At 43.8% G+C, this 25,448-nt stretch carries 20 protein-coding genes; 17 read left to right on the top strand and 3 right to left on the bottom strand.

The window, feature by feature from the left end; translation table 11 throughout:
• Window positions 1-54 precede the first annotated feature (54 nt).
• Window positions 55-939 (bottom strand): LysR family transcriptional regulator, encoded by an 885-nt coding sequence (locus BS614_RS21810; protein ID WP_036672843.1) that lies wholly within the window; start codon window positions 937-939, stop codon window positions 55-57.
• A gap of 112 nt (window positions 940-1,051) precedes the next feature.
• Here BS614_RS21810 and zwf point away from each other — a divergent pair, with 112 nt between their 5' ends.
• The 4 genes from zwf (at window position 1,052) to BS614_RS21790 (ending at window position 6,106) form a co-directional block, all read left to right on the top strand.
• Window positions 1,052-2,575: a glucose-6-phosphate dehydrogenase gene (gene zwf / locus BS614_RS21805; protein WP_074095547.1), complete on the top strand. Its 1,524-nt coding sequence runs from the start codon at window positions 1,052-1,054 to the stop codon at window positions 2,573-2,575.
• A gap of 36 nt (window positions 2,576-2,611) precedes the next feature.
• Window positions 2,612-3,277, top strand: a complete 666-nt coding sequence (gene fsa / locus BS614_RS21800) for a fructose-6-phosphate aldolase (protein ID WP_036613461.1) — start codon at window positions 2,612-2,614, stop codon at window positions 3,275-3,277.
• A gap of 60 nt (window positions 3,278-3,337) precedes the next feature.
• Window positions 3,338-4,756 carry an NADP-dependent phosphogluconate dehydrogenase gene (gene gndA, locus BS614_RS21795; RefSeq protein WP_036672842.1) on the top strand — a complete coding sequence of 473 codons (1,419 nt, stop codon included), beginning with the start codon at window positions 3,338-3,340 and terminating at the stop codon, window positions 4,754-4,756.
• A 246-nt stretch (window positions 4,757-5,002) separates the two neighbouring features.
• Window positions 5,003-6,106 (top strand): metallophosphoesterase, encoded by a 1,104-nt coding sequence (locus BS614_RS21790; protein ID WP_074095546.1) that lies wholly within the window; start codon window positions 5,003-5,005, stop codon window positions 6,104-6,106.
• 169 nt (window positions 6,107-6,275) lie between these two features.
• Here the strand turns inward: BS614_RS21790 and BS614_RS21785 are convergent, their stop codons facing one another.
• Window positions 6,276-7,298: a hypothetical protein gene (locus BS614_RS21785; protein ID WP_074095545.1), complete on the bottom strand. Its 1,023-nt coding sequence runs from the start codon at window positions 7,296-7,298 to the stop codon at window positions 6,276-6,278.
• A 272-nt stretch (window positions 7,299-7,570) separates the two neighbouring features.
• Here BS614_RS21785 and licT (BS614_RS21780) point away from each other — a divergent pair, with 272 nt between their 5' ends.
• The 4 genes from licT (BS614_RS21780) to BS614_RS21765 all read left to right on the top strand — a co-directional run bounded on the left by licT (BS614_RS21780) (window position 7,571) and on the right by BS614_RS21765 (window position 12,728).
• Window positions 7,571-8,425: a BglG family transcription antiterminator LicT gene (gene licT, locus BS614_RS21780; RefSeq protein ID WP_036613466.1), complete on the top strand. Its 855-nt coding sequence runs from the start codon at window positions 7,571-7,573 to the stop codon at window positions 8,423-8,425.
• 132 nt (window positions 8,426-8,557) lie between these two features.
• Window positions 8,558-10,480, top strand: a complete 1,923-nt coding sequence (locus tag BS614_RS21775; RefSeq protein WP_074095544.1) for a beta-glucoside-specific PTS transporter subunit IIABC — start codon at window positions 8,558-8,560, stop codon at window positions 10,478-10,480.
• A gap of 49 nt (window positions 10,481-10,529) precedes the next feature.
• Complete coding sequence (locus BS614_RS21770) at window positions 10,530-11,993, top strand: glycoside hydrolase family 1 protein (RefSeq protein WP_017687861.1); 1,464 nt, start codon at window positions 10,530-10,532, stop codon at window positions 11,991-11,993.
• Between the two features lie 168 nt (window positions 11,994-12,161).
• Window positions 12,162-12,728 (top strand): 5' nucleotidase, NT5C type, encoded by a 567-nt coding sequence (locus BS614_RS21765; protein WP_036613472.1) that lies wholly within the window; start codon window positions 12,162-12,164, stop codon window positions 12,726-12,728.
• A 9-nt stretch (window positions 12,729-12,737) separates the two neighbouring features.
• Here BS614_RS21765 and BS614_RS21760 read toward each other — a convergent pair whose 3' ends face one another.
• Entirely contained in the window at window positions 12,738-13,622 is an 885-nt protein-coding gene (locus tag BS614_RS21760) for a helix-turn-helix transcriptional regulator (RefSeq protein WP_084174671.1), read from the bottom strand.
• A 134-nt stretch (window positions 13,623-13,756) separates the two neighbouring features.
• Here BS614_RS21760 and BS614_RS21755 point away from each other — a divergent pair, with 134 nt between their 5' ends.
• From BS614_RS21755 to BS614_RS21715, 9 genes are all read left to right on the top strand, one after another.
• Complete coding sequence (locus BS614_RS21755; protein ID WP_074095543.1) at window positions 13,757-16,477, top strand: alpha-L-rhamnosidase; 2,721 nt, start codon at window positions 13,757-13,759, stop codon at window positions 16,475-16,477.
• A gap of 115 nt (window positions 16,478-16,592) precedes the next feature.
• Window positions 16,593-17,066, top strand: a complete 474-nt coding sequence (locus BS614_RS21750; RefSeq protein ID WP_074095542.1) for a putative immunity protein — start codon at window positions 16,593-16,595, stop codon at window positions 17,064-17,066.
• Window positions 17,041-17,580, top strand: a complete 540-nt coding sequence (locus BS614_RS21745) for a GNAT family N-acetyltransferase (protein WP_074095541.1) — start codon at window positions 17,041-17,043, stop codon at window positions 17,578-17,580. Before BS614_RS21750 ends, BS614_RS21745 begins: the two co-directional genes overlap by 26 nt.
• A 140-nt stretch (window positions 17,581-17,720) precedes the next feature.
• A complete protein-coding gene (locus tag BS614_RS21740) occupies window positions 17,721-18,809 on the top strand; it encodes an acyltransferase (RefSeq protein WP_074095540.1) in 1,089 nt (362 codons plus the stop codon).
• 165 nt (window positions 18,810-18,974) lie between these two features.
• Window positions 18,975-19,535 (top strand): DEAD/DEAH box helicase family protein, encoded by a 561-nt coding sequence (locus tag BS614_RS21735; RefSeq protein WP_074095539.1) that lies wholly within the window; start codon window positions 18,975-18,977, stop codon window positions 19,533-19,535.
• A gap of 57 nt (window positions 19,536-19,592) precedes the next feature.
• Window positions 19,593-19,898, top strand: coding sequence for a hypothetical protein (locus BS614_RS21730; protein ID WP_074095538.1), 306 nt, complete (start codon window positions 19,593-19,595; stop codon window positions 19,896-19,898).
• Between the two features lie 224 nt (window positions 19,899-20,122).
• Window positions 20,123-20,965, top strand: coding sequence for a BglG family transcription antiterminator LicT (licT, locus tag BS614_RS21725; protein ID WP_074095537.1), 843 nt, complete (start codon window positions 20,123-20,125; stop codon window positions 20,963-20,965).
• A 167-nt stretch (window positions 20,966-21,132) separates the two neighbouring features.
• Complete coding sequence (locus BS614_RS21720) at window positions 21,133-23,070, top strand: beta-glucoside-specific PTS transporter subunit IIABC (RefSeq protein WP_074095536.1); 1,938 nt, start codon at window positions 21,133-21,135, stop codon at window positions 23,068-23,070.
• Window positions 23,071-23,514: 444 nt separating this feature from the next.
• The gene (locus BS614_RS21715) at window positions 23,515-25,428 is read left to right on the top strand and encodes a beta-glucoside-specific PTS transporter subunit IIABC (protein WP_074095535.1); all 1,914 of its coding nucleotides are present in this window, start codon (window positions 23,515-23,517) and stop codon (window positions 25,426-25,428) included.
• Window positions 25,429-25,448 lie beyond the last annotated feature (20 nt).

Here is a 25,448-nt window from a genome sequence, read left to right as displayed (position 1 = left end):
CATCCATAACTGGATGGTGGGGCTCTTCATTGTACCTTTTGACATTGTGACCACTCAGGATTTGAAAATGAGATCCATAAACCGGTTGGCTGCCAGAGAAATCGGCATATTACGCTTGGTCATAATCCCCACATGGGAAGGGGGGAGCGGGACATCAAGCTGAATTTCGAAGAGAGAACCTTCCTCCAGCTCTTTGGAGATAAACTCACGTGTGACATAGGAAATCCCCAGTCCTCGACGCGCAAACTCAATCAACAGATCAACGCTACCAACCTCAATCTCAGGTTTCAACGTGTAATTATAGCTGTTAAACAACTCGGTTATAGCCATACGAACCCGGCTGTTCCGGGAGAAGAGGATCAGTTGATGCTCCAGAAGCATCTCAAGTGTCATGACTTTACCTTTCAACTGAGCATAACGTTCCCCAGCTACAAAACAGTCCTTCAACTGAATACTTTCCCTGACTTCTAGCTGTGGATCAACAATGGGCATCCGAACAACACCAAGATCAATCTTTCCTTCTTTCAGAAAGGTAATCACTTCCGGCGTAGTTCCATGACTCAGATGTAGCTTGATGTTAGGGTACAAGGTGTGGAATTCCTCTAGATACGCCAGCATGTAATGCTTGAACAGGGAGTCACTGCCACCAATTCTCAATTCACCATTGTCGAGATTCTTCAGTGCGGCCATTTTTTCTTCTGCAAGTGAGATCAGAATCTGGGATTGTTCAATATAGGAGTATAGACTGGCACCTTCCTGTGTCAACGCTACACCCTTGGAATTTCGATAAAACAAGGTCAGACCAAAGCTCTCTTCCAATTGCTTAATGGCATGACTGACGCTGGGTTGAGTGATATACAGTGCTTTCGCAGCCTGTGTCAAACTTCCCGTTTTGGCGGCCCAGTAAAAGACTTTATATAGTTCGTAATTTGTTGTCATAGATGTGGTCTATAGCTCCTGTGAAATATATTAATTACTTGTATAGCTATAAAACGTATTATAGTGTAACTACAACAAAGAAACCAGAGTTACTTGGAAGGAGAACGGTGAGATGGAACCAACTACCATTGTTTTATTTGGTGCTACTGGCGATTTAGCCAAAAGAAAAATATATCCTGCCTTATATAACTTATATCTTGAGCAGAAGCTTCCTGAAACCTTCTCATTGATTGGTCTGGGGCGTAGAGATTGGTCTGATGAATTCTTTCAGGCACAAGTGGAAAAATCATTAAATGAATTTTCCAGACGCCAGGCTGATCCTGAAGTTGTGAAGTCATTTGTGAAAGCTTTCCGCTACAGTGTATTGAATATAAGCCATAAGGAAGATTATATAAAGCTGTTGGGATTAGTTGAACAAAGAGAAGCTGAGCTTGGCATTCCGTCCAATCGCTTATTTTATCTCTCGGTTGGTCCGGAATTCTTCGAACCGATTGCCGAGAACATTCAAGAAAGTGGACTGGGTTCCACAGAGGGCTGGAAACGTCTCGTCATCGAGAAGCCATTTGGTCACGATCTACAATCCGCCCGAGACCTTAATCGCAAATTAAGCGAATCGTTCACGGAGGAAGAGATTTATCGGATTGACCACTATTTGGGTAAACCGATGGTACAGCGTCTGGAGACGTTGCATCAGAGTAACCCAATCATGAAGGCGTTATGGAACAACCGTTACATCTCCAATGTGCAAATTACGGCGAATGAGACTGTAGGTGTCGAAGAACGTGCATCCTATTATGATCATGTTGGTGCAGTGCGAGACATGTTCCAGAATCATATGTTGCAATTGCTCATGATGATGGCGATTCAGCTTCCATACAACAGTACTTCCGAAAAAGTTGGATTGAAGAAAAAGCACATTATGGAATCGATCCAGCCGTTACAAAAACAAACTGTGGGCGCAAACATCATCCGTGGACAGTATGCAGAAGGCAACATTCAAGGTAAACCGGTAAATGCGTATACTGCTGAACCGGGTGTAGCCGAGAATACGATGAATGACACATTCATTGCTGCCAAATTGCAAATTGATGATTTCTTCTGGCGTGGTGTTCCGTTTTACATTCGCACGGGTAAAAGAATGAAGGAGAAATCAACACGTATCGTGATTGAATTCAAAGAACCTTCAGGACAGACAAATGTGCTGAAAAACAAAGGTTCCAAGCCAAACCTGCTCGTCATTGAGATGAGTCCGGATCAGAGCATGACATTGCAACTGAATGCAAGTGATCCTGAGAATAAAGGTGAATTCAAACCGGTTCACATCGATCTTTCTCCGGATAAAGGTGACCTCGCGGAAGCTTACGAGAATCTGATTCGTGATGCTTTGCTGGGTGATCCAACTTTCTTTGCCCACTGGGATGAAGTAGAATTGTCATGGGCGTGGGTGCAACCAATTCTGGATGCATTCCAGGAAAATCTGTTGCCACTTCACCTGTATCCTGCGGGTAGCTATGGACCGGCTGAATCAGATGTTATGCTTGAAGAAGAAGGTCACCACTGGTGGTTTGATGAGCCGGCGGATCAGGAGTCTGTAGTTACAAATAGCATACCTTTGGCGGTTAATGCGAATCTCTAAACCAAAATAAAAAATATATCTGGAGGTAATTTAATCATGAAATTTTTTATCGATACAGCTAACGTGGAAGATATCCAAAAAGCATACAAAATCGGCGTATTATCTGGCGTAACAACAAACCCATCTTTGGTAGCCAAAGAGGGCGTGAAATTCGAAGATCGTATTGAAGAAATCTTGCGTTTGGTACCTGAAGTGGAGTCCGTTTCTGCGGAAGTGACACCAGATGCCCTTACTGCTGAAGAAATGATCGCGCAAGCAGACGAATTGATCAAAATTAACAACAGCGACAAAAACATCACGATTAAATTGCCAATGACACTTGCAGGACTTGAAGCTTGCCGTTACTTGACCAAAAAAGGTGTGAAAACCAACGTAACGTTGATCTTCACTGTGAACCAGGCGCTCCTGGCTGCTCGTGCTGGTGCGACATATGTATCCCCATTCCTGGGACGTCTTGATGATATCTCCGAGGATGGCGTACAATTGGTTACCAAAATTGCTGAATTGTTCCGTACACATAACCTGGATGCACAGATTATTGCGGCTTCTGTAAGACATCCGGATCACGTTACACGTGTAGCGATGGCTGGAGCACATATTGCTACTGTTCCATTCTCCGTCATTGAACAGATCTCCAAACACCCGCTGACAGATCAAGGTATGGACAAATTTGCAGCGGACTGGAAAAAAACAGTACAATAATCTATAACCATTCATTCGTTTCAACTTACTATATAAATAATGGAGTATTGGGAGGACATAATGAGTAAACAACAGATTGGTGTTATTGGATTGGCAGTAATGGGTAAAAACCTGGCTTTGAATATTGAAAGCAAAGGTTTCTCGGTATCGGTATTTAACCGTTCCCCGGAGAAAACGAACGATCTTCTGAAAGAAGCAGAAGGTAAAAACCTGACAGGTGCGTTTACTATTGAAGAATTCGTGGAATCCCTGGAGTCTCCGCGTAAAATTCTGATCATGGTGCAAGCAGGTAAAGCAACAGATGCAACGATCGAGCAACTGCTTCCTCATCTGGATCAAGGCGACATTATTATCGATGGAGGTAATGCTTACTTCCCTGACACACAACGTCGCAGTAAAGAACTGGAAGAAAAAGGTTTCCGGTTCATCGGAGCAGGTGTATCTGGTGGTGAAGAAGGCGCACTGAAAGGCCCGGCAATCATGCCAGGCGGTCAGGAAAGTGCTTATCAGTTGGTAGAACCGATCCTGACAGCGATCTCCGCTAAAGTTGGCGATGACGCTTGCAGCACATATATCGGACCAGACGGTGCCGGACACTATGTGAAAATGGTGCATAACGGTATCGAGTACGGAGACATGCAGTTGATTGGTGAAGCTTACCACTTGCTCAAATCCGTATTGAACGTTTCCGTTGAAGAGTTGCATGAGATCTTCACGGAGTGGAATCAAGGGGAACTGGACAGCTACCTGATCGAGATCACAGCAGATATCTTCTCCAAATACGATCCAGAAACAGGCAAACCAATGGTTGACGTTATTCTGGACGCTGCTGGACAAAAAGGAACAGGTAAATGGACAAGCCAAAGCGCGCTGGATCTCGGCGTACCACTGTCCATGATCACGGAATCCGTATTCTCCCGTTTCCTGTCTGCCATGAAAGACGAGCGTGTAGCAGCTAGCAAAATCCTGAATGGACCAGCAACTGAAGCATTCTCTGGCGACAAAAAAGCGTTCATCGAGAACGTTCGTAAAGCGTTGTTTGCAAGTAAAATCGTATCCTACGCTCAAGGATTTGCACAAATGCGTGCAGCTTCCGATGAATACGGCTGGGATCTGAAATACGGTAACATTGCCATGATCTTCCGTGGTGGTTGCATCATCCGTTCGCAGTTCTTGCAAAACATTAAAGAAGCATATGACAAAGATGCAGAACTCAAAAACCTGCTCTTGGATCCTTACTTCCAAAACATCGTTGAATCTTATCAAGGCGCATGGCGTGAAGTTATAGCGGCTGCTGTAAAACAAGGTATTCCAGTACCTGGATTCTCCAGCGCACTGTCTTACTACGACAGCTACCGCACAGAGCGTTTGCCAGCAAACTTGCTGCAAGCTCAACGTGACTACTTCGGTGCTCACACATTCAAACGTGTGGACAAAGAAGGTTCATTCCACTTCCAGTGGATGGACACTAACGAGTAATTTTAATTCCGAAAATAAAGCATTCCTGCAGTGGTCCTTGAATTTAACTATTCAGGGCGGCAGCGGGAATGCTTTTTCTGGTTAATGGTTCGAATTTGAATATCATTAAATTGTAATAAAATGTACGAATCTGGGTTTGGCAAACAGATGATCTGACTCATCAACTACGTTATACTTGTTCAGACGGACCTGTGTCCGTAATGAAAATTCAGAATACAACTTATTGACGTGGAGGTTAGACCGGGCATGTTTGTATTAGCAGGTATATTGTTTTTGGTCGTATACGGTTTATTAGTGTTCTACATAGGTTGGAGCGGTTGGAGTTGGATGAAACCAGTTGTGTCCGCCAGATTTCGATGGTTTTATATTATAGCGCTTGTATTCCTTGCTGTTTCCTTCATTCTGGCACGGGTATTTGGAAGCATTTCGTTCCTCGGTATCATCGGTTCTTACTGGCTGGCAATCTTCTCGTTGTTATTGTTGATTCTGCCCGTCGTTCACCTCACGATGTGGTTGTTGAGATTAACCCGTATTCCTAGACATCACACACAGAAATGGGCGGGATTCGTTACGCTGGTGCTTTTAGTGTCCACATTGGGTTACGGAATTTTCAACGCCTACAGCCCTGTAGTGAGAACATATAATATCCAGATTGATAAAAAAGTAGAAGGTGTAGACAAGCTCAACATTGTCATGGCAGCCGATATGCACTTTGGACTTCTGTCTGGCCCTGCACATGCGAAACGCATGGTGGAGGAAATTAATGCTCTGAAGCCGGATCTGGTGCTGTATCCTGGAGATATTATTGATGACAATCTGGATATGTACCTCAATAGCGGAATTGCCGATATTATCAGTGACATTCAGGCTCCATACGGCGTCTATGCTTCACTCGGGAATCACGATAAGTTCGATGGCCCGATTGAAGATCTGATTGCTGCGCTGGAGAAGAGCAACATGCAAGTTCTGTACGATGACAAGATCGTACTGGATGACAAGATCACCCTCATTGGTCGGAAAGACCGAACAGAGAAGGATCGGGCAGAAGTATCTACGTTAATGCAAGGTACTGACTTGAGCCAACCGGTACTAATGATGGATCACCAGCCCTATGATCTGGATATTGCGGAGCAGAACAATGTAGATCTGGTCGTATCCGGTCACACCCACCGTGGACAGATTGCACCTGCTCAGTTCATCACACAAGCGATTTACGAGAATGATTGGGGTTATCTGCAAAAGGGCTCTATGCACTCCATTGTAACCTCAGGATTTGGTTTCTGGGGACCTCCAATTCGTACTAGCAGTCGTTCGGAGATTGTACAGATTAATGTGACCTTCCAGCAATGATGAAAGGCCCTTCGAAAGAAGGACTCCTTATAAGCACGTCAAGCGTAGATTGATGATACCGGCTCCGCTTTTATGATGACAAGATCAAATCGACTGTCGTCATAAAGCGGAGTATTTCTTATGCAATTTTAAATCGGCGCTTCAAGCCGCTTGTTTTTTATTATGTAAGTTAGTTTCTTATCCCTTTTGAAGGAATGGCTTCAAACGAATAAAATGCGCCTTTTGTATTGATTTTACCGATAAGCGTCGTGGCTCCTTTTTTCGTGAAGGTGTACTCGTTCTCTTGGATACGAACGGAATAACCTTTTAGCTCAATACCAAATATAGATCTGACTGTAGGTACAGCGATAGATCGTGCTTTGTTTTTGCTGAGCTTGGGCTTGGCAAAAGACTTTTTGAAATCAGCATCATTTTTCCAGTTGATACCTAATTCGTTGGTGACTTTCCATACCTTTCCGGTCTTGCTGCCGATATGTACGTAATTTAGATTGTCGTCATCCCTATACTGCCATAACATATCTTTTCCTTCTACGGTAAATAAGGTGTAATCAAAAGCTTTTACTGAGGGTATTCCAAGTGTTTTGAGTGAATTTCGTGCTATGTTTGTCATCCAGGCATAGGAATCATCGATTTTATATTGCAGAATTGCCGACATTTGATTATCTTTGTCCACATCGATGTAAAGTTGTTGACTTGGTCCAAAGATGACCCAATAGTTTTGGAGTAAATGTCCATGGTCCTGATCATTGGCTTTGAAACGCCAAAAACCACTTTTAATGAAGATATCTTCATCCTCAAATGTTTTTAAGAAGGCATCAAGCTTCAGGCGCAGCGCATTATCCATGACTTTATTGAGATCAGCGGTATCATACATGATAAGGGTGGACGCGACATGATTTGTATCAGGATCGTATCTTTGTGTGAAATCTGCGAATCCAGTTCCATCTATAGTTCCGTTAATGACCCACGGATCAAATGATGTGTCTATTTTGATGAATTGAATGTTCTGTTTCCCCACGAGTTTAACTATTTCATCATTCAAAAGTTTTTGTGTCTTCCGATCCAGCTGGTCAGCGGACATGTAATTCTCTATTAACGAGAGTTCATTGGATTTTGCGGCCAAGGTGGGCGGAACTGATAACAATAGCGAGATGGCAGCAATGACGGCGGTAAACGAAGTGATTTTTTTCAAAGTGAATCCTCCTGATTAGTTTGGGTCATATTATTAAATATCAAAGGTTATATCTCATTTCAAAATAACATAAAAGGTAAATGTTTGATATGATCTAAACAAGTGGAATAGAGCGGTAGTATTTTTAGGTTGACACCGTTTTCAGGTTATGATAAATTATATCCGAGGCTTGTTACCGGTAATGCGGGCAAAACCACTATGGAAATGATTTTATTATTTCTGTTTTGGTTTTGCCCTTTTTTATTCCTCAAAAAAAACCAGGTGGGTCCATAATGATTATTAAACAGATATTTAATAACAATATTGTCAGTACCGTGGATGACAAAAATCAGGAACTACTGATCCTCGGCCGGGGTATCGGATTTAAGTTCAAAGCAGGCGATGAGATTGATGAAGAGCGGATTGAGAAGGTATTTCGTCTTCAGGATGCATCGATTTATGAGAAATTCAAATCCATCGTAGCTGAAGTGCCGATTGAGATTCTGCAGGCAACAGATGATATTGTGACACTGGCACGAACGCAACTGAACAAAACCATCAGTGACGGGATCTACGTCTCGCTATCTGATCACATTCACTTTGCTGTTCAACGCTTGGAAAAAGGAATGATTACTCGTAATCCACTTTCTTGGGAAGTTCAGCACTTCTATAAGGCGGAGTATGATGTGGCCAGAGAAGCACTGACCTTGCTGAAGGAAAGGCTGGATATTGAGTTTCCCAAAGATGAAATCTGTAATATTGCCTTACATTTCATCAATGCGGAAGTCAATGATTCCATGAACGATGTCACCCATCTGATGCAGCTGTTGCAGGAGATCATGAATATTATCAAATATCACTTCAACGTCGAATTGGATGAAGATAGCGTCAACTATTTCCGCTTCATCACCCATTTGAAATATTTCTGTCAGCGTGTCATTACACATTCTTCACATGATGATGCTGAGGAGTATTTATATGAAGTGGTGCGGAAAAACTATCCGGAGACATTCAAATGTATTGGCAAGATTGAGACTTTTATCCATAAGAATTATCAGTATGACATGACTCACTCTGAGCAGTTATATCTAACGCTCCATCTAGAACGTTTGATGAAAACCAAGCGGGACGAGAAGTCCACGCAATAGAATCAAATTACAACTGGATATCCTATGGGCTTGTTACTGTTCAATCAGGCAATACCCGAATGAGATGGCGCCATCAATATGCGCTAGATTCGTTCGGGTATTTTTTATTGGAAAAATGAGGAGGAAAACATCATGAAACATCAGGAAACGGCGCAGGAAATCATCAAAGCCGTTGGGGGAACAAACAATATTAACTCAGTTTATCACTGCGTTACTCGACTACGCTTTGATTTGAAGAATAACGATAAAGTCGATAACGGCTCACTCAAGAAACTGGATAAGGTCATGGGAACGAATGTTTCCGGTGATCAATTCCAGGTCATTATCGGTAATGACGTGTCGAAAGTATTCGACGCTATGGTGAAGGAAAATCCGGCAATCCAGCAAACTACAGAAAACAACAAAGAGCCAAAGTCGGATAAAAAACAAAATGTCGTGCTGAAAATATTTGAAACAATCGCAGGTGTCTTTGCTCCAATGCTTCCAGCGATTACTGCGGCAGGTATGCTCAAGGGATTACTTGCACTGTTCGTGTCCGTAGGTTGGATGTCTGCCGGAACGGATACGTATCGTATTCTTTCAGCCATCGGTGACGGCGTATTCCACTACCTGCCTTTACTGATTGCAGTCAGCGCTGCTCGTAAATTCGGCAGTAACCCGTTTGTTGCGATTGCACTAGGTACGGCACTCATGTATCCAGACATGACAGCATTGTTATCTAGCGGTGAATCGGTTGGATTTTTGGGAATCCCGGTTACAGCAGTAAGTTATGCTTCATCGGTTATTCCGATTCTTCTTGCAGTATGGTTGATGTCTTATGTTGAGAAATGGGTTGACCGTGTTATCCCTGCTGCACTCAAGCTATTGCTTGTGCCGCTGATTACTTTGCTTGTTATGGTTCCAGTGACGCTGATTGCGATCGGTCCATTGGGTACATTTGTAGGTAGCGGATTGTCTGGCGGCATCAACTGGCTGCTGAATGAAGGCGGATTGATTGCAGGTATTGTTCTTGGCGGCGCGATGGCGCTCATTATTATGACAGGAATGCACTATGCACTTGTGCCGATCATTCTGAGTAATATCGCTACACTAGGCTTTGATAAATTCTTGCCGTTGACCTTTATCTCCAATATGGGTCAGGCTGGTGCAACACTCGGCGTATTCTTCCGGGCAAAAGATAAAAAACTCAAAACCGTGGCATTGTCAACGAGCTTCACCGCACTCATGGGTGTAACGGAGCCAGCTATGTACGGGGTTAACATGAAATACAAAAAACCATTTGCCGCAGCGATGATTGGTAGTGCGGTGGGTGGTGGATTCGCCCTTGCTTTTGGCGCGAAAGCGTATGTACTTGCGGGTAACGGTGGTCTCCCAGGACTTCCTTCCCTGATCGGACAAACCTTCTGGTATTCCTTTGGGGGTATGATTTTGGCCTTTATCGTGGGTGCAATCATGTCTACGATATTTGGTATCAAGGAAGAAGAAGGAGACGCAGAGGCGTTGGCTCAATTCTCACCTGGTGCTTCTACAGCACCAGCGAAAGTAACTTCTAACGATGCTGCAACCGTAGATGTAGACGACATGGGCGATCCAACACCAACGAGTGATGCAGTAGCTGTTGCACCGATGACAGGTAAATCCATCCAGCTCAAAGAAGTCAACGATCCAACATTTGGTGATGAATTGATGGGTAAAGGTGTGGCATTTGTTCCAACGGTGGGCGAATTGGTATCTCCAGTGACAGGTACCATCATGAATGTGTTCAAAACAAAACATGCGATCGTTGTCCGCAGTGATAACGGAATGGAATTGTTGATTCATGTTGGAATTAACACAGTGAAGCTGCGTGGACAGTATTTTGATGCACATGTTGCTAATGGAGCACGTGTACAGGCTGGAGACAAGTTACTCACGTTTGAACTGGCTGAAATTGCAAAAGAATACGACATCACAACCGCTATGGTTGTTACCAATACGGCTGATTACAAGCAGGTTCTACCTGTGAAATTGGGTGAAATCACGATGGGTGAAGACGTCTTGAAAGCTGAGATTTAAACTGCCCGTCTTAGGACTAACAATATCAACATAAGAAGGAGAGATACGAATGATTAATCGACAAGGGTTCCCGGAAGGTTTTCTATGGGGCGGCGCTATTGCCGCTAACCAGGCTGAAGGTGGATTTGACGCTGGCGGCAAAGGATGGTCGACAGCCGACATGGTTCCTTATTTTGAGAAAAAGGACTACACCAACCTTAGAGAACTGATGCATGTTACTAGTGCAACGGTTGAGAAAGCAATGGCACATCACAGTGCAGAAGGTTATCCGAAGCGTTACGGGATTGACTTTTACCATCGTTTCAAAGAGGATATTGCGCTCTTCGCCGAGCTGGGCTTCAAGACATTCCGACTGTCCATCAACTGGCCGCGTATTTTCCCGAATGGTTATGATGCCGAGCCAAATGAAGAGGGATTGCGTTTCTATGACGAAGTGTTCGATGAACTCCGGAAATACGATATCGAACCACTTGTAACCCTCTCGCATTATGAGATGCCTATGGCACTTGTTCTGAAATACAACGGCTGGGCTGGGCGCGAAGTGATTGGACATTTTGTAAGATATGCGGAAACCGTGATGAACCGATACAAGGATAAAGTAAAATACTGGTTGACGTTTAATGAGATTAATACAACCATTATTGAACCGTTCACAGGCGGCGGTATTATTGAAGACCGAGTTGAGAACACGATGCAGGCTTCTTATCAAGCACTTCATCATCAATTTGTAGCCAGCAGCCTGGTGACAGAGAAAGCACGTCAGATTAACCCGAACTTCCAGATCGGATGTATGCTTGCACGTATGATCCACTACCCGGCGACATCGAAGCCAGAGGATGTATTGCAAGCACAGATCGATAATCAGTTGAACCTGCTGCATACGGATGTACAAGTTCGTGGTAGTTATCCAACGTTTATGGCTCGGTACTGGGCAGAGAACGGGATTACGATTGCCATGGAACCAGGAGATGAGCAGATCCTGCGTGAGCACACGGTTGATTTCATCTCGTTCAGTTATTACACATCCTTGGTGTCCGCAGTGAACCCAGAGGAATATGGAGTAACTGGAGGAAACCTGTACAGTACGATTAAGAACCCGAATCTGGAGCGTACGGAATGGGGCTGGCAGCTTGACCCGATCGGTCTGCGTGTGGCATTGAAAGAGCTGTATGACCGTTATCAACTGCCATTGTTTGTTGTAGAGAACGGCCTTGGTGCCAAAGATACGGTTGAAGCAGACGGTTCCATCAATGATGATTACCGGATTGATTATCTGAGAAAACATATTACACAAATGAAAGAAGCCGTTATGGATGGTGTGGACCTGATGGGATATACCAACTGGGGAGCAATTGATATCATCAGTGCATCCACTTCGGAAATGTCCAAGCGTTATGGCGTGATCTACGTGGATCAGGATGACAACGGACAAGGCACACTGAATCGGTATAAGAAAAAGAGCTTTGGCTGGTACCAAAAAGTCATTGCCTCAAATGGTGAGAACTTGGAATAGATTAACCTATATAGGCACCCCGGGCGTAGCTGGTATTACGGCGCCGGGGCGCCTTTTTAATATAATCAGGTAGAATTCTCATCAACGCTATTGGCATTTCAAGGTAAAAAAGATGACTACTTAACATTCTGGATGGTATACTGTGATCGTATTGGGGGAGGGATAACCATGAAGAAGCCTATTATTGCTGTAGATATGGATGACACGATATGTCATCTGGTCAAGCGGGCTATATATCACAACAACCTCAACTTCCCGACCCATCCGTTGCGCTACGAGGATATGATTCATTGGGATACATCCCATTTGCGTCATCCAGAGAGCACGCATGATGTATTTTATGGTCGGCCGGGTCTGTTCGAGGAATTGGAATTATACGATGAGTATGTAGTAGATGAGATGCGAAAGCTGAACGATGCTTATGATGTCATTGTTGTGACGGCAGCAGAACCAAGAACAGTTGTTGAGAAGTGGAACTGGCTCCAGCAGCATATGCCTTTTATAACCGCAGAACAGTTTATTACATGCAAAAGAAAAAACTTGCTCGGTTTCGATCTGCTCATTGATGATGGAGCACATAATTTGATTCCCGCGCATGAGGATGGCAAAAAGGTCATCTGTATCCCACATCCATGGAACATACAGGAGCGTGAGCGATACAACTTTCCGTTGATGTCTTCATGGAAAGAGGCCAAGGCATACATAGATGAAGTGTTACAGGTTGTTGGTGTCTGAAAGTTAACCTTATTGTCCAGAGTGCTGTACTCTGGATTTTTTGCGATAGGCGAGAGGTGTTTCGCCTGTTATTTTTTTGAATGCAGCATAGAATGAATCCATATCCCGATATCCGACCAGCTCGGCAATCAGACTGACTTTGTGCTGTGAACTCTTTAGAAGTTCGCAGCTTTTTTGTATACGCAGGTGTTGCAGGTAGCTGCTAAAGGTCTGACCAGTATGTCGCAGAAACATTCGGCCAATCTGTTTTTCGCTCCAGCCCGATACACGGACCAGATCAGACATCCGAATACGATTGCTTACGTGTTGTTTGAGATAATGAAGAATGTAATCAAAACCGGTGGAATGATTCTCTTCATCATGTTCCTTTTGATAAAGTTGTCTGTAGGTCATCAATACCAACTGGCTTACCAAGGTGTATAACATGGTAGACGAACCGATTCCCGGAACGGAGGATTCACGGTACAGCTTCACCATTAGTTCTTCAATCCGGTCGTTGTGATCCACAACGGATATATAAGGAACCTGATTTTGTGCCAGATCCATCAGATGTTGAATGATTTCTTTTTCCTGAATGATTGCTGTCAGCGTGTGGATCAATTCAGCATTAAATAAGCAATTATATATAATTAACGGATGCTCGGTTACGTTGGTGCTGACAGGACGAAAGACATGAGGAACGCCGACAGGAATGACAAACAGCATCCCCTTTGTCACCGGAATGACATCTTCACCGATATGATGAAAGCCCTTTCCTTCGACAACGTAGCTATATTCAATAAAATCATGTGCGTGAAAAGGAAGCACAAAATCTTCAGAGCAACGATTGACAAAAAGTTGCAAATGATTATGCAGAAAGTATTCACTTTTCATGAGTTGTACAGATGAATTCACAAGCAACCTCCTCGCACAGATGGCTGAATCACCGGATGAAATAGTCCTGATTACCGGGTATTTACGACAACAGGATCGATATAATTATATCGCAACCCCGAATGGGAAGCCAAGATGGAAAGGACGATCTGCTAATGTTCAACGTTAGTCACCTTCGCTGTGAGTATAGAATTAATCCGATAGGCCTTGATGTCAAATCACCGAGATTAAGCTGGCAGTTACAGTCTGATCGTCGAAATTGCATGCAATCCGCATACCAGATCCAGCTATCCCTGTCAGAAGATTTTGATGAGATTGCATGGGATTCTGGCAAGATAAGCACGGATCAATCCATACATGTGGAATTAAACCATTTTCAGCCTTCCCCGCAAACGCGATACTATTACCGGATTCAGGCATGGGATGATTCAGGAAATGATTCGGGCTGGTCCGAATCGGCTTATTTCGAGATGGGACTTATGGATAGTCATAACAAGTGGCAAGCAGAATGGATCACAGCTCAACCATCAGATGATGGAGATACGTCATGCCCGCGTATGCGCAAGCAGTTTAATGTGAAACAACCTGTTACTTCTGCCCGCATATATGTTACAGCACTTGGATTATACGAGTTGCATATGAACAACACAAGAGTAGGAGAAGATTATTTTACACCTGGTTGGACCTCTTATTGTAAGCGATTACAATATCAAACCTATGATGTTACCCACCTGCTTCAGGATGGACAGAATATTTTAGGTGCTAATCTGGGAGATGGCTGGTACCGAGGATATCTTGGCTGGAACAAAGAACGGGAGATATTTGGTTCAACGTCCGCATTGCTGCTGGAACTGCATATGAAATACGCAGATGGATCAGAGGAATGTATTATATCCAATAGGGATTGGACCGCTGCTCCTAGTGCCATTCGTATGTCGGACATCTATATGGGGGAGACGTATGATGCACGAATGGAGTCCGACTGGTCGGATTCATCTCAGACGAATTGGTCACCCGTGAACGTACTGGATCATCCCAAAGATATCATCGTTGCTCAGGAGAACGTACCCGTTACCCAAGTAGAACAGCTACAGCCAAATGCCTTGTTAACAACCCCACAGGGAGATCGTGTAATAGACATGGGGCAGAATATGGTGGGATGGGTGAGATTCAGCATTCAAGGTGAGGTAGGTCAGACGGTTGAGCTGCACCATGCTGAGATATTGGATCATGAAGGCAACTTTTACACCGATAATCTTCGCGCCGCCAAGCAGTGTATTCGCTACACGTGCAAGGGGGATGGCGTGGAATCATTTGAACCACATTTTACGTTCCAAGGGTTCCGCTATGTGAAGCTGGTTGGCTTCCCGGAACACATTCGTCTGGATGAATTCACCGGAATAGTGCTGCACTCGAATATGGAGCAAACAGGTCAGTTTTCATGCTCCAGTCCACTGGTGAACCAACTGCATCACAATATATTGTGGGGGCAAAAGGGGAATTTCCTTGATGTGCCGACAGACTGTCCACAGAGGGATGAACGTCTCGGATGGACCGGGGATGCACAGATGTTTGTCCGAACGTCCTCCTATCTGATGAATACGGCTCCCTTTTTTACCAAATGGTTGCGGGATCTGGAAGCGGATCAGGGAGAAGATGGCGGTATTCCATTCTTCGTTCCGGATCTGAGAAATTCCACGTCAGAAGGATGGGGTGACACCAGTCATTCCTCCGCCGCTTGGGGGGATGCAGCCGTCATCTGTCCTTGGGCGATCTATGAGATGTATGGGGATGCCAGATTACTGGATGAGCAATATGGGAGCATGCAACGTTGGATTGAATACATTCACGTGCAGGGTGACAATCCGTATCTGTGGAACACGGGATTCCATTTTGGCGATTGGCTGGGACTGGACTCTAAGCCTGATAGTTATGTCGGCGCAACGGACACGGATTATGTGGCATCTGCCTTCTATGCCTATTCGGTTTCGTTAACTCAAAAAGCGGCTGAGGTCCTTGGAAAGACAGATGATGCTGAATATTACAAGCAGTTGCACACAAACATTGTTCATGCGTTTCGAAATGAATTCGTGACTCCAGCCGGCAAAATTGCTGTTCCTACGCAAACAGCACATGTTCTGGGGCTTCAATTTGACCTGCTGGACGTGACTGCTCGAACTCGTGCTGTCGATCAATTGGCAAAACTCGTGAAAGAGGCGGGCAATCATCTTACTACAGGTTTCGTGGGCACACCTTATCTGAATCCGGTATTGAGTGATGCAGGTCTTCACGACCTGGCATATACATTACTTTTTCAAGAGGATTATCCGTCCTGGCTATATCAGGTGACTCAAGGCGCAACGACCGTCTGGGAACATTGGGATGGGATCAAAGAGGATGGAAGTCTCTGGAGTGCTGATATGAACTCATTTAACCACTATGCATACGGAGCGATTGGAGAATGGTTGTATCGTTACGTTGCCGGCATTCGGTCCGATGAACATCAGCCAGGATTCCGAATGGTGCATATCGAGCCGCAACCCGGACCTGGACTGGATTGGGTGGAAGCGAGTCTGGAGACGATGTATGGTCAAGTTGCTTCAAGCTGGCACCGACTGGCGGAGGGTGAAATGGAGATTCGGGTGCATATTCCCGCCAACACGAGAGGTACGGTACGTCTTCCTGGAGCAGGTGAACAGATCGTTCTGGAACAAGGGAAACCGTTGGATCAGATAAGTGGAGTTCAGGATATTCAAAACATTGGAGACGATGTTGAAGTCACACTTGGATCTGGAAGTTACCAATTTACGTACAAAGACACGGATGCGAAAAAGGATCGGGATGTTCAACAGTCTGTATTGACAAAGTCCGTATAATGATAGAATAAGCGGGAAGATGTACACTTGAAGAGGATCTGCACACACGCAGGTCCTTTTTCGAACTTGTCTGAGAGTGAATTTGTAGTATTTGAACAATGGAAGGAGCATGACCATGGCAAAACCTACATTCAAAGATGCACCTTTACGTAGTGAAATAGAGGATTTGGCTAAGCAACAGGATCACCATACATTGGCCTGTTGGGCTGCGGAGTGTGCGGCACGTGTCTTGTATATATTTGAGAAGAAGACGGAGGATCTTCGCGCCCGTGATGCCATTGACGCAGGAAGAGGTTGGATCTGTGGTGAGATTACCATGGTTGATGCTCGAAAGGCGGCTTTTGCAGCTCATGCTGCTGCACGGGAAGCCGATCATGTCGCTGCCTCTGCTGCATCTCGTGCGGCGGGGCACGCAGCAGCAACGGCACATGTGAAAGGCCATGCGGTGCATGCCGCAACGTATGCAGTGAAAGCTATCTTTTATGACTGTATGATGGAAGAACAAGAACGTCATGTCCTGGAAGAGAGAACGTGGCAATATCAATATCTGTTGGGAGGTTGTAATGATCATGGGGAAAGAACACGTTAGATTAATTAAACCATCAAAAGCCTATAAGGATGCGTATTTGGCATTTTATGAAGACTGGGTCAGAAGTGGAGAATTGATGGTTCCTTGGGTCATTTCCAAAGATCCTTATGCGTTCGATGAGATGTTGGCGTTTTTGCAGCGTAATGAACAAGGGATCGACATCCCGGAGGGCTGGGTCAAAGACAGTACATACTGGCTGGTCACGGAGAGTCAACAAATCGTGGGTGCCGTGAATATAAGACATGAGCTTAACGATAAATTGTTCAACAGTGGAGGGCATATTGGATATGGTATTCGTCCAGGAGAGCGGCACAATGGCTATGGTTCCAAAATTCTCAGGCTTTCTTTGGAGAAAACGAGAAAGCTTGGAATTTCCAAAGTATTGGTCGTATGCGATGCGGTTAATGAGCCTTCCAGAAGGGTTATCCTTCGAAATGGTGGCATTCGGGATGAAGACTATGTGGAGTCCAATGGCAACATTGTTGAACGATTCTGGATAGAAAATGTCGAATAATGCAGAATAATGATGTAATATAACGAAAATAATATGGATTATGATTGTATTACCCTCGTGTGCTGATTAAAATGAAGCATAGAATCTGGATTGCGGCCGGAAACTATCATCCCATATCAGGCACAAGTGAGGTTATCTTTATGAATCAACCGGTTAATCGGCCCCGGCGAATTGAGTATCTGGATCTCTATCGTGCTTTTGCCATCATGGCAGTGGTAGCTATTCATGCAACTTCAACAGCAGTTGCGCATTACCCCAAGCATACATTAGATCATGATGTGTATTATTTCTGGAACACGTTTTTGCAATTTGCCGTTCCAGCGTTTCTGTTCCTGTCCTCCCTGGTCTTGTTCTACAACTACAGCTCCAAGGTGAATGAGAAGGGTTGGATGCTCGCTTTTTATAAGAAGCGTTTATTTAATGTATTTGTACCCTATGTGGTGTGGTCCCTTATCTATTTTGCCATTAAACAGTTGCTTGCGGGCAAAGAACCTTTGACCCATGGTGTTCAATTTGCCAAACAATTAGTGATGGGAACCGCTCATACGCACTTGTACTTTTTTCTGATCATTCTTCAATTCTATATCGTTTTTCCATGGCTTCTGTCCCTTACACGCCACCGTTTGTTTAATCGTTATTTGCCATTATTCTTTATTGCGGGCCAAGCGATCTTCTATGCACTACATTTGCAGTTTCACTTCGAACGGACAGGAAGTTTGTTACCCAGTTATCTGATCGTGATTGGATTTGGCGCATGGGTTGGGTTAAACTTTGAGGGGGCATTGAACAAACTGTATACTCACCGTTATATGCTCATAGCTGCGTTGTTAGGTGGAGGTGCCATTTTTATATATGGTAATGCTTGTATCAAAACCGCTTTTGCTGCATACCCGGTTATTACCTATACCGTGCTGTTCCTGTTCCGTAATCTGTTTACCTTGTCAGCCTGCTTGCTCCTGTTGATCTTTAGTGAACGAATCGGCACAGGAAAACATACCGAGGTTCGTAAAGCTACTCGTATTCTGGACTCCTTGGGTACAGTTGCGTTCGGTGTATTTTTAATGCATCCACTCGTATTGCTCTTCTGGAGACGTGAATTCACAGATGACCTGGCTCGGCACTTCAGCGTAGGTATCATTCTATCTTATGTTGTGGCGCTTCTGATCTCATGGATCTGCGCGATGGGATTGCGCCGGATGAAGTGGGGATGGGTACTGATCGGACGTTAAGTTAAAATAAATTTATTTAATTAAAGATAAGAGTTTTCAAGCCCTCACGCGTTGAGGGAATCACTTGAAACCTCTTTTTTATTTGCCCTAAAGAAGGTATTATAGAGTTTAATGTCCATAAAATTGAATTAATGGAATGAACACCACCTTGTCAGGAGTGATCAAATGAAATTGGTGATTATTTTTGGTCCGCAGGCTGTGGGCAAAATGACGGTTGGGCAAGAACTGGAGAAGATAACAAAGCTTAAATTGTTTCATAACCATATGACGATTGAATTGGTGTCTCCTTTCTTCAGCTATGGCACACCACAAGGCAAAAGACTGGTAAGTCTGTTCCGTCAGGAGATTTTCGAAGAAGTGGCAAAGAGTGACCTGCCGGGTTTAATTTTCACATTTGTGTGGGCTTTGGACGCGGAGTCAGATGGTGAATACATCCGTAAGATCAGTGAGTTGTTTACATCTCAAGGGGGTCAGGTCTGTTATGTGGAACTGGAAGCCGATGCATCGGAAAGATTGGAGCGCAATAAAAGTCCGCATCGCCTGTTACATAAGCCAACAAAGCGAGACATCGCGTGGTCTGAGCGAGATTTGCTTGATACGATGAAGCTTTATCGATTGAATTCGGAACCGGGGGAAATCATGCATGAGCACTACATACGGATTGATAACACACACAAGAGCCCGGATGAAGTGGCAAAGTTAATCCAGGAACGCTTTAATTTGTAATCTGAGAAACGTCTAACTTAGCAAAGTAGATACTTTATATGAGAGGGGCACTACATCATGTACTTTGTTATATTTTTGCTCATAGGACTTGTTTTATGTTATCTGATCCCATTTGGTCCAATAGTGGCCGGGGGCATTATTTTTGCACTTGTTGTAGACCAATACCGTCAGACGATACATATGCGTGAAGATATCCGGGATATCAAAAATCATCTGGGGTTAATGAACAAAGGTGAGGCGAAAGAGTACGAGATGGATAAGCAATTTAAAGATGTCGATCGTTTGAGTTCAGAAGAAATGAACATGATTAATCGAAGAATCGAAGCGGAACTGGAGAAAGAAAGCAAAAACAATAAACCGTGAATTCCTTTAAAATAATTCTTGATTTGCTCACTCCTGTGAGTATATTTACCTAGATCGGGAGTCATGCTAATACGATATTAACTTTTTGTTGCACTGTGTAGAAATTTGTAATAATATGAGGGAAGCGCGTACAACATATCGGGTTGTAACTGTTGAATCAGGCAAAGCCGTATACCTTGAGAAAAGGGATTGGTTTGTCTTTTTCTGTATATTGGAGTGATAAAGTGAAAATCGAGAAGGTGCTGAACAATAATGCTGTAGTTGCAATGAATGACGAACAACAGGAAGTTATTATCATTGGCCGGGGGATTGCTTATCAGAAGCGGGCGGGTGATATGGTTTCCGAGCAGCATATCGACAAGATATTTACTTTACAGAATGAAGATATTCAGGAAAACTTCAAGGCATTAATCTCAAGCATTCCTCTGGAATACATGAAAGTATCCGAGGAAATCATCGCTTATGCCAAGCTAAAACTTGGTAAGAAATTAAATGAGAGCATTTACTTACATCTTACAGATCATATTCACTTTGCTATTGAGCGGTATCGCAAGAATCTGCCCATACGCAACGGTTTAATCTGGGAGACAAAGCAGTTATACAAAGAGGAATATGAAGTCGGAATGGAAGCGCTCAATATGATCTGTGATCAGTTTGGTGTGATCTTGCCCGAGGACGAAGCCGGTTTTATGGCACTTCATTTTGTCAATGCAGCTTTGAACGAAGAAATGCCAAACATCAAGAGTATGACGCAGGTCATGCAGGAAATCTTGACAATCATCAAGTATCATTTCAAGATTGATTTTGATGAAAACTCACTGACTTTTTATCGTTTTGTCACGCATTTGAAGTTTTTCGCCCAACGTTTGGTGAAGGGAAAACATTACAAGAGCAACAACGATGATGAACTGTTCCTGATGATTCAGAAAAAGTATCCAGCAGCGCACAAGTGCTCGGAGAAAATCAAGAAATTCATTGAAAGCAACTACACGTATCAACTAACTGACGAAGAATTAATGTACTTAACGATTCATATTGAGAGAGTTGTGAATGCAACTTCTGAATAATCCCATAGATCAGCTTGCAGGGTTGCAACCACAAGGGCAAAACCTGAACGCTTGAATGACAGAACATACCGTTAACGGGATGTTCCACACATTCAGATGTTCAGGTTTTTTTATTCTCTCCAATATGCTTTGAATCCGTGTCTAGCCAGAAAGGAAGAAAAGACTTCATGAAACACGAGCAATTAGCCAAAGACATTCTGTCTGGCGTTGGTGGAAAACAGAACATTAACAGCGTGGTGCACTGCGCGACCAGACTTCGTTTCAAATTAAAAAATGACAATAATGCCAAAACAGACGAACTCAAAAATCTGCCTGGAGTCATAACGGTAATGCAAAGTGGGGGACAATACCAGGTAGTCGTGGGTAACGAAGTGTCTGATGTGTATAAAGCCTTGTTACAGGTGGGTAATATGAATGCGGATGAACCGGTCTCAAGTGATGATTCAGAATCTTCCGGTAAAAAAGAGAGTCTTCTGGGTCAGTTTATCGACTTGATCTCGGGTGTATTTACACCAATTCTCGGCTTGCTAGCTGCAACAGGGATGATCAAAGGTTTCCTGTCCATGTTTACTTCTCTCGAATGGTTGGACCCGGCTTCAGGAACATATCAATTGTTGAATGCTGCAGGTGACTGTCTGTTCTACTTCTTCCCAATCTTCCTGGGTTACACAGCTATGAAAAAATTCGGTGGATCTCCATTCCTCGGGATGGCCATCGGAGCATCACTTGTATATCCGACCTTATCCGGTCTTAGTGGTGGGGAACCGCTCTATACGCTGTTTGCAGGCACATTGTTTGAATCACCGATTCATATCACGTTCCTGGGTATTCCCGTTATTTTGATGAGTTATTCCTCATCCGTCATTCCGATTATTATTGCTGCTTATTTTGGGGCAAAGGTAGAAGCGTTCTTCAAAAAAATCATTCCTTCTGTTGTGAGAACGTTCCTCACGCCATTCTTCACAATTCTGATTGTTGTACCTGTAACATTCCTCTTGATTGGTCCAATCGCGACATGGGCAAGTCAGCTGATTGGTGCCGGGGTATCGGGCATCTATGACTTGAGTCCGTTGGTAACTGGTATTGTTGTGGGTGGATTGTGGCAAGTATTAGTAATCTTCGGGTTACACTGGGGTATCGTACCAATCATGTTGCTCAATCTGTCAACTCTGAAAGCAGATCCGATTCTGGCGATGATGTTTGCTGCTTCTTTTGCTCAGATTGGTGCTGTTCTTGGCGTTATGCTTAAAACGAAAAATACCAAACTTAAATCACTGGGTGTTCCTGCCTTTGTGTCAGGGATTTTTGGTGTAACTGAGCCTGCTATTTATGGTCTTACTTTGCCATTGAAGAAACCATTTATTATGAGTTGTATTGCTTCTGCAACCGCTGGGGGTATTATTGGATTTGCAGGTTCCAAAATGTTTGTATTTGCTTCAGGCATCTTTGGTGTTCCAGCGCTGATTAGTCCCACAGAGGGGATCAACTATGAATTCTGGATGGCCATGATTGCCACTATCATTGCTTTTGTACTAGGTTTTGTTCTCGTTTATTTTGTAGGATTCAAAGATCCTGCTAATCCAGAGGCTGCCAAACAGGCTCCAGAGCCAGTAAAAGAAGAGAAGGCTGCACTTGAGCCTAATCCAAACAATCGCTACGAAATTGCCAGCCCGATGACGGGTGAGGTAGTTCCTTTGCAAGAAATTAATGATGCTACATTTGCTGGTGAACATATGGGTAAAGGGATTGCTATTCGCCCAACCAGTGGGAGAGTTGTATCCCCGATTAATGGTGTAGTACAGACGATTTATCGTACCAAACATGCAATTGGTCTTGTAGATGATCAAGGTGTAGAGATTTTGATCCATATCGGTCAGGATACAGTACAGCTCAAAGGTCAACATTTCACTGCACATGTGAAAGATGGAGATCGTGTGAGTGTTGGCGATCTGATCGTTGAATTCGATCAGCAGGCCATTATTGAGGCGGGATATGAGACCGTAACACCGATTATTGTAACTAATACGGCTGATTATTTGGACGTGGTTGCTACAACAAGTCGTGAAGTGCAAGAAAAGGATAAATTGGTTACGGTTATTGGTTAATTCTGCTATAATGCGTATTCTATTAATCTGAACATTAGCTTATAGAGACCACTTTGATGTTTTCGAAGAGGTCTCTTTTTTTCATTTTCAGCCACTAAAATGTATTTGTGAAATTAATAAAAATAAGTGTTGCAAACGTAGTTCAGATGTACTATGATGAGTTCAAGAAGTAAGCGCATTCATCAATCGGATTGTAACTGTTCAATCAGGCAATGCCGGCCATCCTCAGTTCAGAGGATATGGAATGTAACTTACTTTCGTTATCCAAATAATTAAATACCAATGTGTACAGCCTTACAGGGTTGCAACCGTTAAGGGCAAAACCTGAATTGCTGAATAACACGACTGATTTCCGGACGATCCGGTATGTTGTGTATGTTCAGTGGTTCAGGTTTTATTTGTTTCAAAAGTCATGGGGAGTCTACTTAGAGAGGGAGAATTACAATGAGCAACTACGATCAATTAGCTAAGGACATTCTGTCACGTGTAGGTGGTCGCGAGAACGTAAATAGTGTATTCCATTGCGTAACAAGACTGCGGTTTAAACTGAAAGATGAAAGCGTAGCCAAAACGGAAGAACTTAAAAATCTGCCAGGTGTTATTACCGTCATGCAAAGTGGTGGACAATATCAAGTTGTTATCGGCAACGAAGTGCCGGATGTATATAAAGCAGTCGTTAAAGTAGGGAATTTCCCAAGTGAAGGACAAGTGGAAGAGGAAACGGACAACTCAGGCAAAAAAGTAGGGTTGTTCAGCCGATTTATCGACATGATCTCCGGTGTGTTCACACCACTACTCGGTTTGCTGGCTGCCACAGGTATGATCAAAGGTTTCACGGCCATGTTTTTATCCTTTGGATGGATTACAGACACTTCTGGAACGTACCAACTGTTGAATGCAACGGGTGACTGTCTGTTCTACTTCTTCCCGATCTTCCTTGGTTACACGGCAATCAAGAAATTTGGCGGTTCACCGTTCCTGGGTATGGCGATAGGTGCTTCATTGGTTTATCCTACGCTGTCCGGCCTGACTGCTGGAGATCCATTGTACACCCTGTTTGCGGGTACGTTAATTGAATCACCGATTCACATTACGTTCCTTGGTATTCCAGTTATTCTGATGAGTTATTCAACATCAGTTATTCCAATCATTATTGCTACATTCTTCGCTGTTAAAATTGAAAGATTCTTTAAAAATATTATTCCTAAAGTCGTTAGCACGTTCCTTGTTCCATTCTTTACTTTGCTCGTTATCGTTCCGGCAACATTCATTCTGATTGGTCCAGTATCCACTTGGGCAGGACAGTTGATTGGTGCAGGAGCAACAGGCATCTACGATTTAAGTCCAGTTGTTACAGGTTTGATTATCGGTGGTTTGTGGCAAGTGTTTGTACTGTTTGGGCTCCACTGGGGACTCGTGCCAGTCATGCTTCTTAACTTGAGTACTTCTGGGGCTGATCCGGTAATTGCCATGTCTTTCGCTGCCTCCTTTGCCCAAATCGGTGCTGTACTTGCGGTTATACTGAAAACCAAAAATACGAAATTGAAATCTTTAGGTATTCCGGCCTTCATCTCTGGGATCTTCGGTGTAACCGAGCCAGCAATTTACGGTCTGACACTTCCACTGAAAAAACCGTTTATCATGAGCTGTATTGCAGGTGGTATCGGTGGTGGTATCTTGGGATTGGCCGGTTCAAAATTATACATCTTTGGTGGACTGGGTGTGTTCGGTTTCCCAAGCTTCATTAATAAGGCAACAGGCGTTGATTCCGGATTCTATATGGCTCTGGTTGCATGTGGTATCGCGTTCATCCTTGGTTTTATTCTGACATACGTGGTTGGATTCAAAGACAAAGTGGAAGCTACACCAGCTCCAGCACCAGTACTTGATCCAAATCCGAACAGCAGATACGAAATTGTCAGCCCAATGGCTGGTGAAGTTGTTGCACTGAATGAAATTAATGACGTAACGTTTGCAGGTGAGCACATGGGTAAAGGGATTGCAATTCGTCCAACCAGTGGTAGAGTGGTATCTCCAATCACAGGTGTTGTTCAAACCGTATATCGTACCAAACACGCCATTGGTCTTGTAAGCGATGATGGTGTAGAGATGCTGATCCATATTGGACAGGATACGGTCAAGCTGAAAGGTCAACATTTTACAACCCATGTGAAAGATGGAGACCGTGTTAACGCAGGTGACCTGATTGTTGAGTTTGATCTGCAAGCCATTAAGGATGCAGGGTATGAGACGGTTACACCGATCATTGTGACTAATACTTCAAATTATCTGGACGTTGTAGGAACAAAAGATGCATCCGTTCATGAGAAAGATAAATTGATCACGGTATTAAGCTAATTGAAACTAAGGATGGTTAA

The sequence above is a fragment of the Paenibacillus xylanexedens genome, assembly GCF_001908275.1.
Taxonomy (GTDB): Bacteria; Bacillota; Bacilli; order Paenibacillales; family Paenibacillaceae; genus Paenibacillus; species Paenibacillus xylanexedens_A.
Note: the sequence above shows the minus strand (reverse complement) of the source record. Positions and strands in the feature narration are given on the sequence as shown.

Excerpts from the sequence above, each read along its gene's own strand:
- BS614_RS21810 (WP_036672843.1), bottom strand. The coding sequence starts at position 939 with ATGACAACAAATTACGAACTATATAAAGTCTTTTACTGGGCCGCCAAA.
- zwf (WP_074095547.1), top strand. The coding sequence starts at position 1,052 with ATGGAACCAACTACCATTGTTTTATTTGGTGCTACTGGCGATTTAGCC.
- fsa (WP_036613461.1), top strand. The coding sequence starts at position 2,612 with ATGAAATTTTTTATCGATACAGCTAACGTGGAAGATATCCAAAAAGCA.
- gndA (WP_036672842.1), top strand. The coding sequence starts at position 3,338 with ATGAGTAAACAACAGATTGGTGTTATTGGATTGGCAGTAATGGGTAAA.
- BS614_RS21790 (WP_074095546.1), top strand. The coding sequence starts at position 5,003 with ATGTTTGTATTAGCAGGTATATTGTTTTTGGTCGTATACGGTTTATTA.
- licT (WP_036613466.1), top strand. The coding sequence starts at position 7,571 with ATGATTATTAAACAGATATTTAATAACAATATTGTCAGTACCGTGGAT.
- BS614_RS21775 (WP_074095544.1), top strand. The coding sequence starts at position 8,558 with ATGAAACATCAGGAAACGGCGCAGGAAATCATCAAAGCCGTTGGGGGA.
- BS614_RS21770 (WP_017687861.1), top strand. The coding sequence starts at position 10,530 with ATGATTAATCGACAAGGGTTCCCGGAAGGTTTTCTATGGGGCGGCGCT.
- BS614_RS21765 (WP_036613472.1), top strand. The coding sequence starts at position 12,162 with ATGAAGAAGCCTATTATTGCTGTAGATATGGATGACACGATATGTCAT.
- BS614_RS21755 (WP_074095543.1), top strand. The coding sequence starts at position 13,757 with ATGTTCAACGTTAGTCACCTTCGCTGTGAGTATAGAATTAATCCGATA.
- BS614_RS21750 (WP_074095542.1), top strand. The coding sequence starts at position 16,593 with ATGGCAAAACCTACATTCAAAGATGCACCTTTACGTAGTGAAATAGAG.
- BS614_RS21745 (WP_074095541.1), top strand. The coding sequence starts at position 17,041 with ATGATCATGGGGAAAGAACACGTTAGATTAATTAAACCATCAAAAGCC.
- BS614_RS21740 (WP_074095540.1), top strand. The coding sequence starts at position 17,721 with ATGAATCAACCGGTTAATCGGCCCCGGCGAATTGAGTATCTGGATCTC.
- BS614_RS21735 (WP_074095539.1), top strand. The coding sequence starts at position 18,975 with ATGAAATTGGTGATTATTTTTGGTCCGCAGGCTGTGGGCAAAATGACG.
- BS614_RS21730 (WP_074095538.1), top strand. The coding sequence starts at position 19,593 with ATGTACTTTGTTATATTTTTGCTCATAGGACTTGTTTTATGTTATCTG.
- BS614_RS21720 (WP_074095536.1), top strand. The coding sequence starts at position 21,133 with ATGAAACACGAGCAATTAGCCAAAGACATTCTGTCTGGCGTTGGTGGA.
- BS614_RS21715 (WP_074095535.1), top strand. The coding sequence starts at position 23,515 with ATGAGCAACTACGATCAATTAGCTAAGGACATTCTGTCACGTGTAGGT.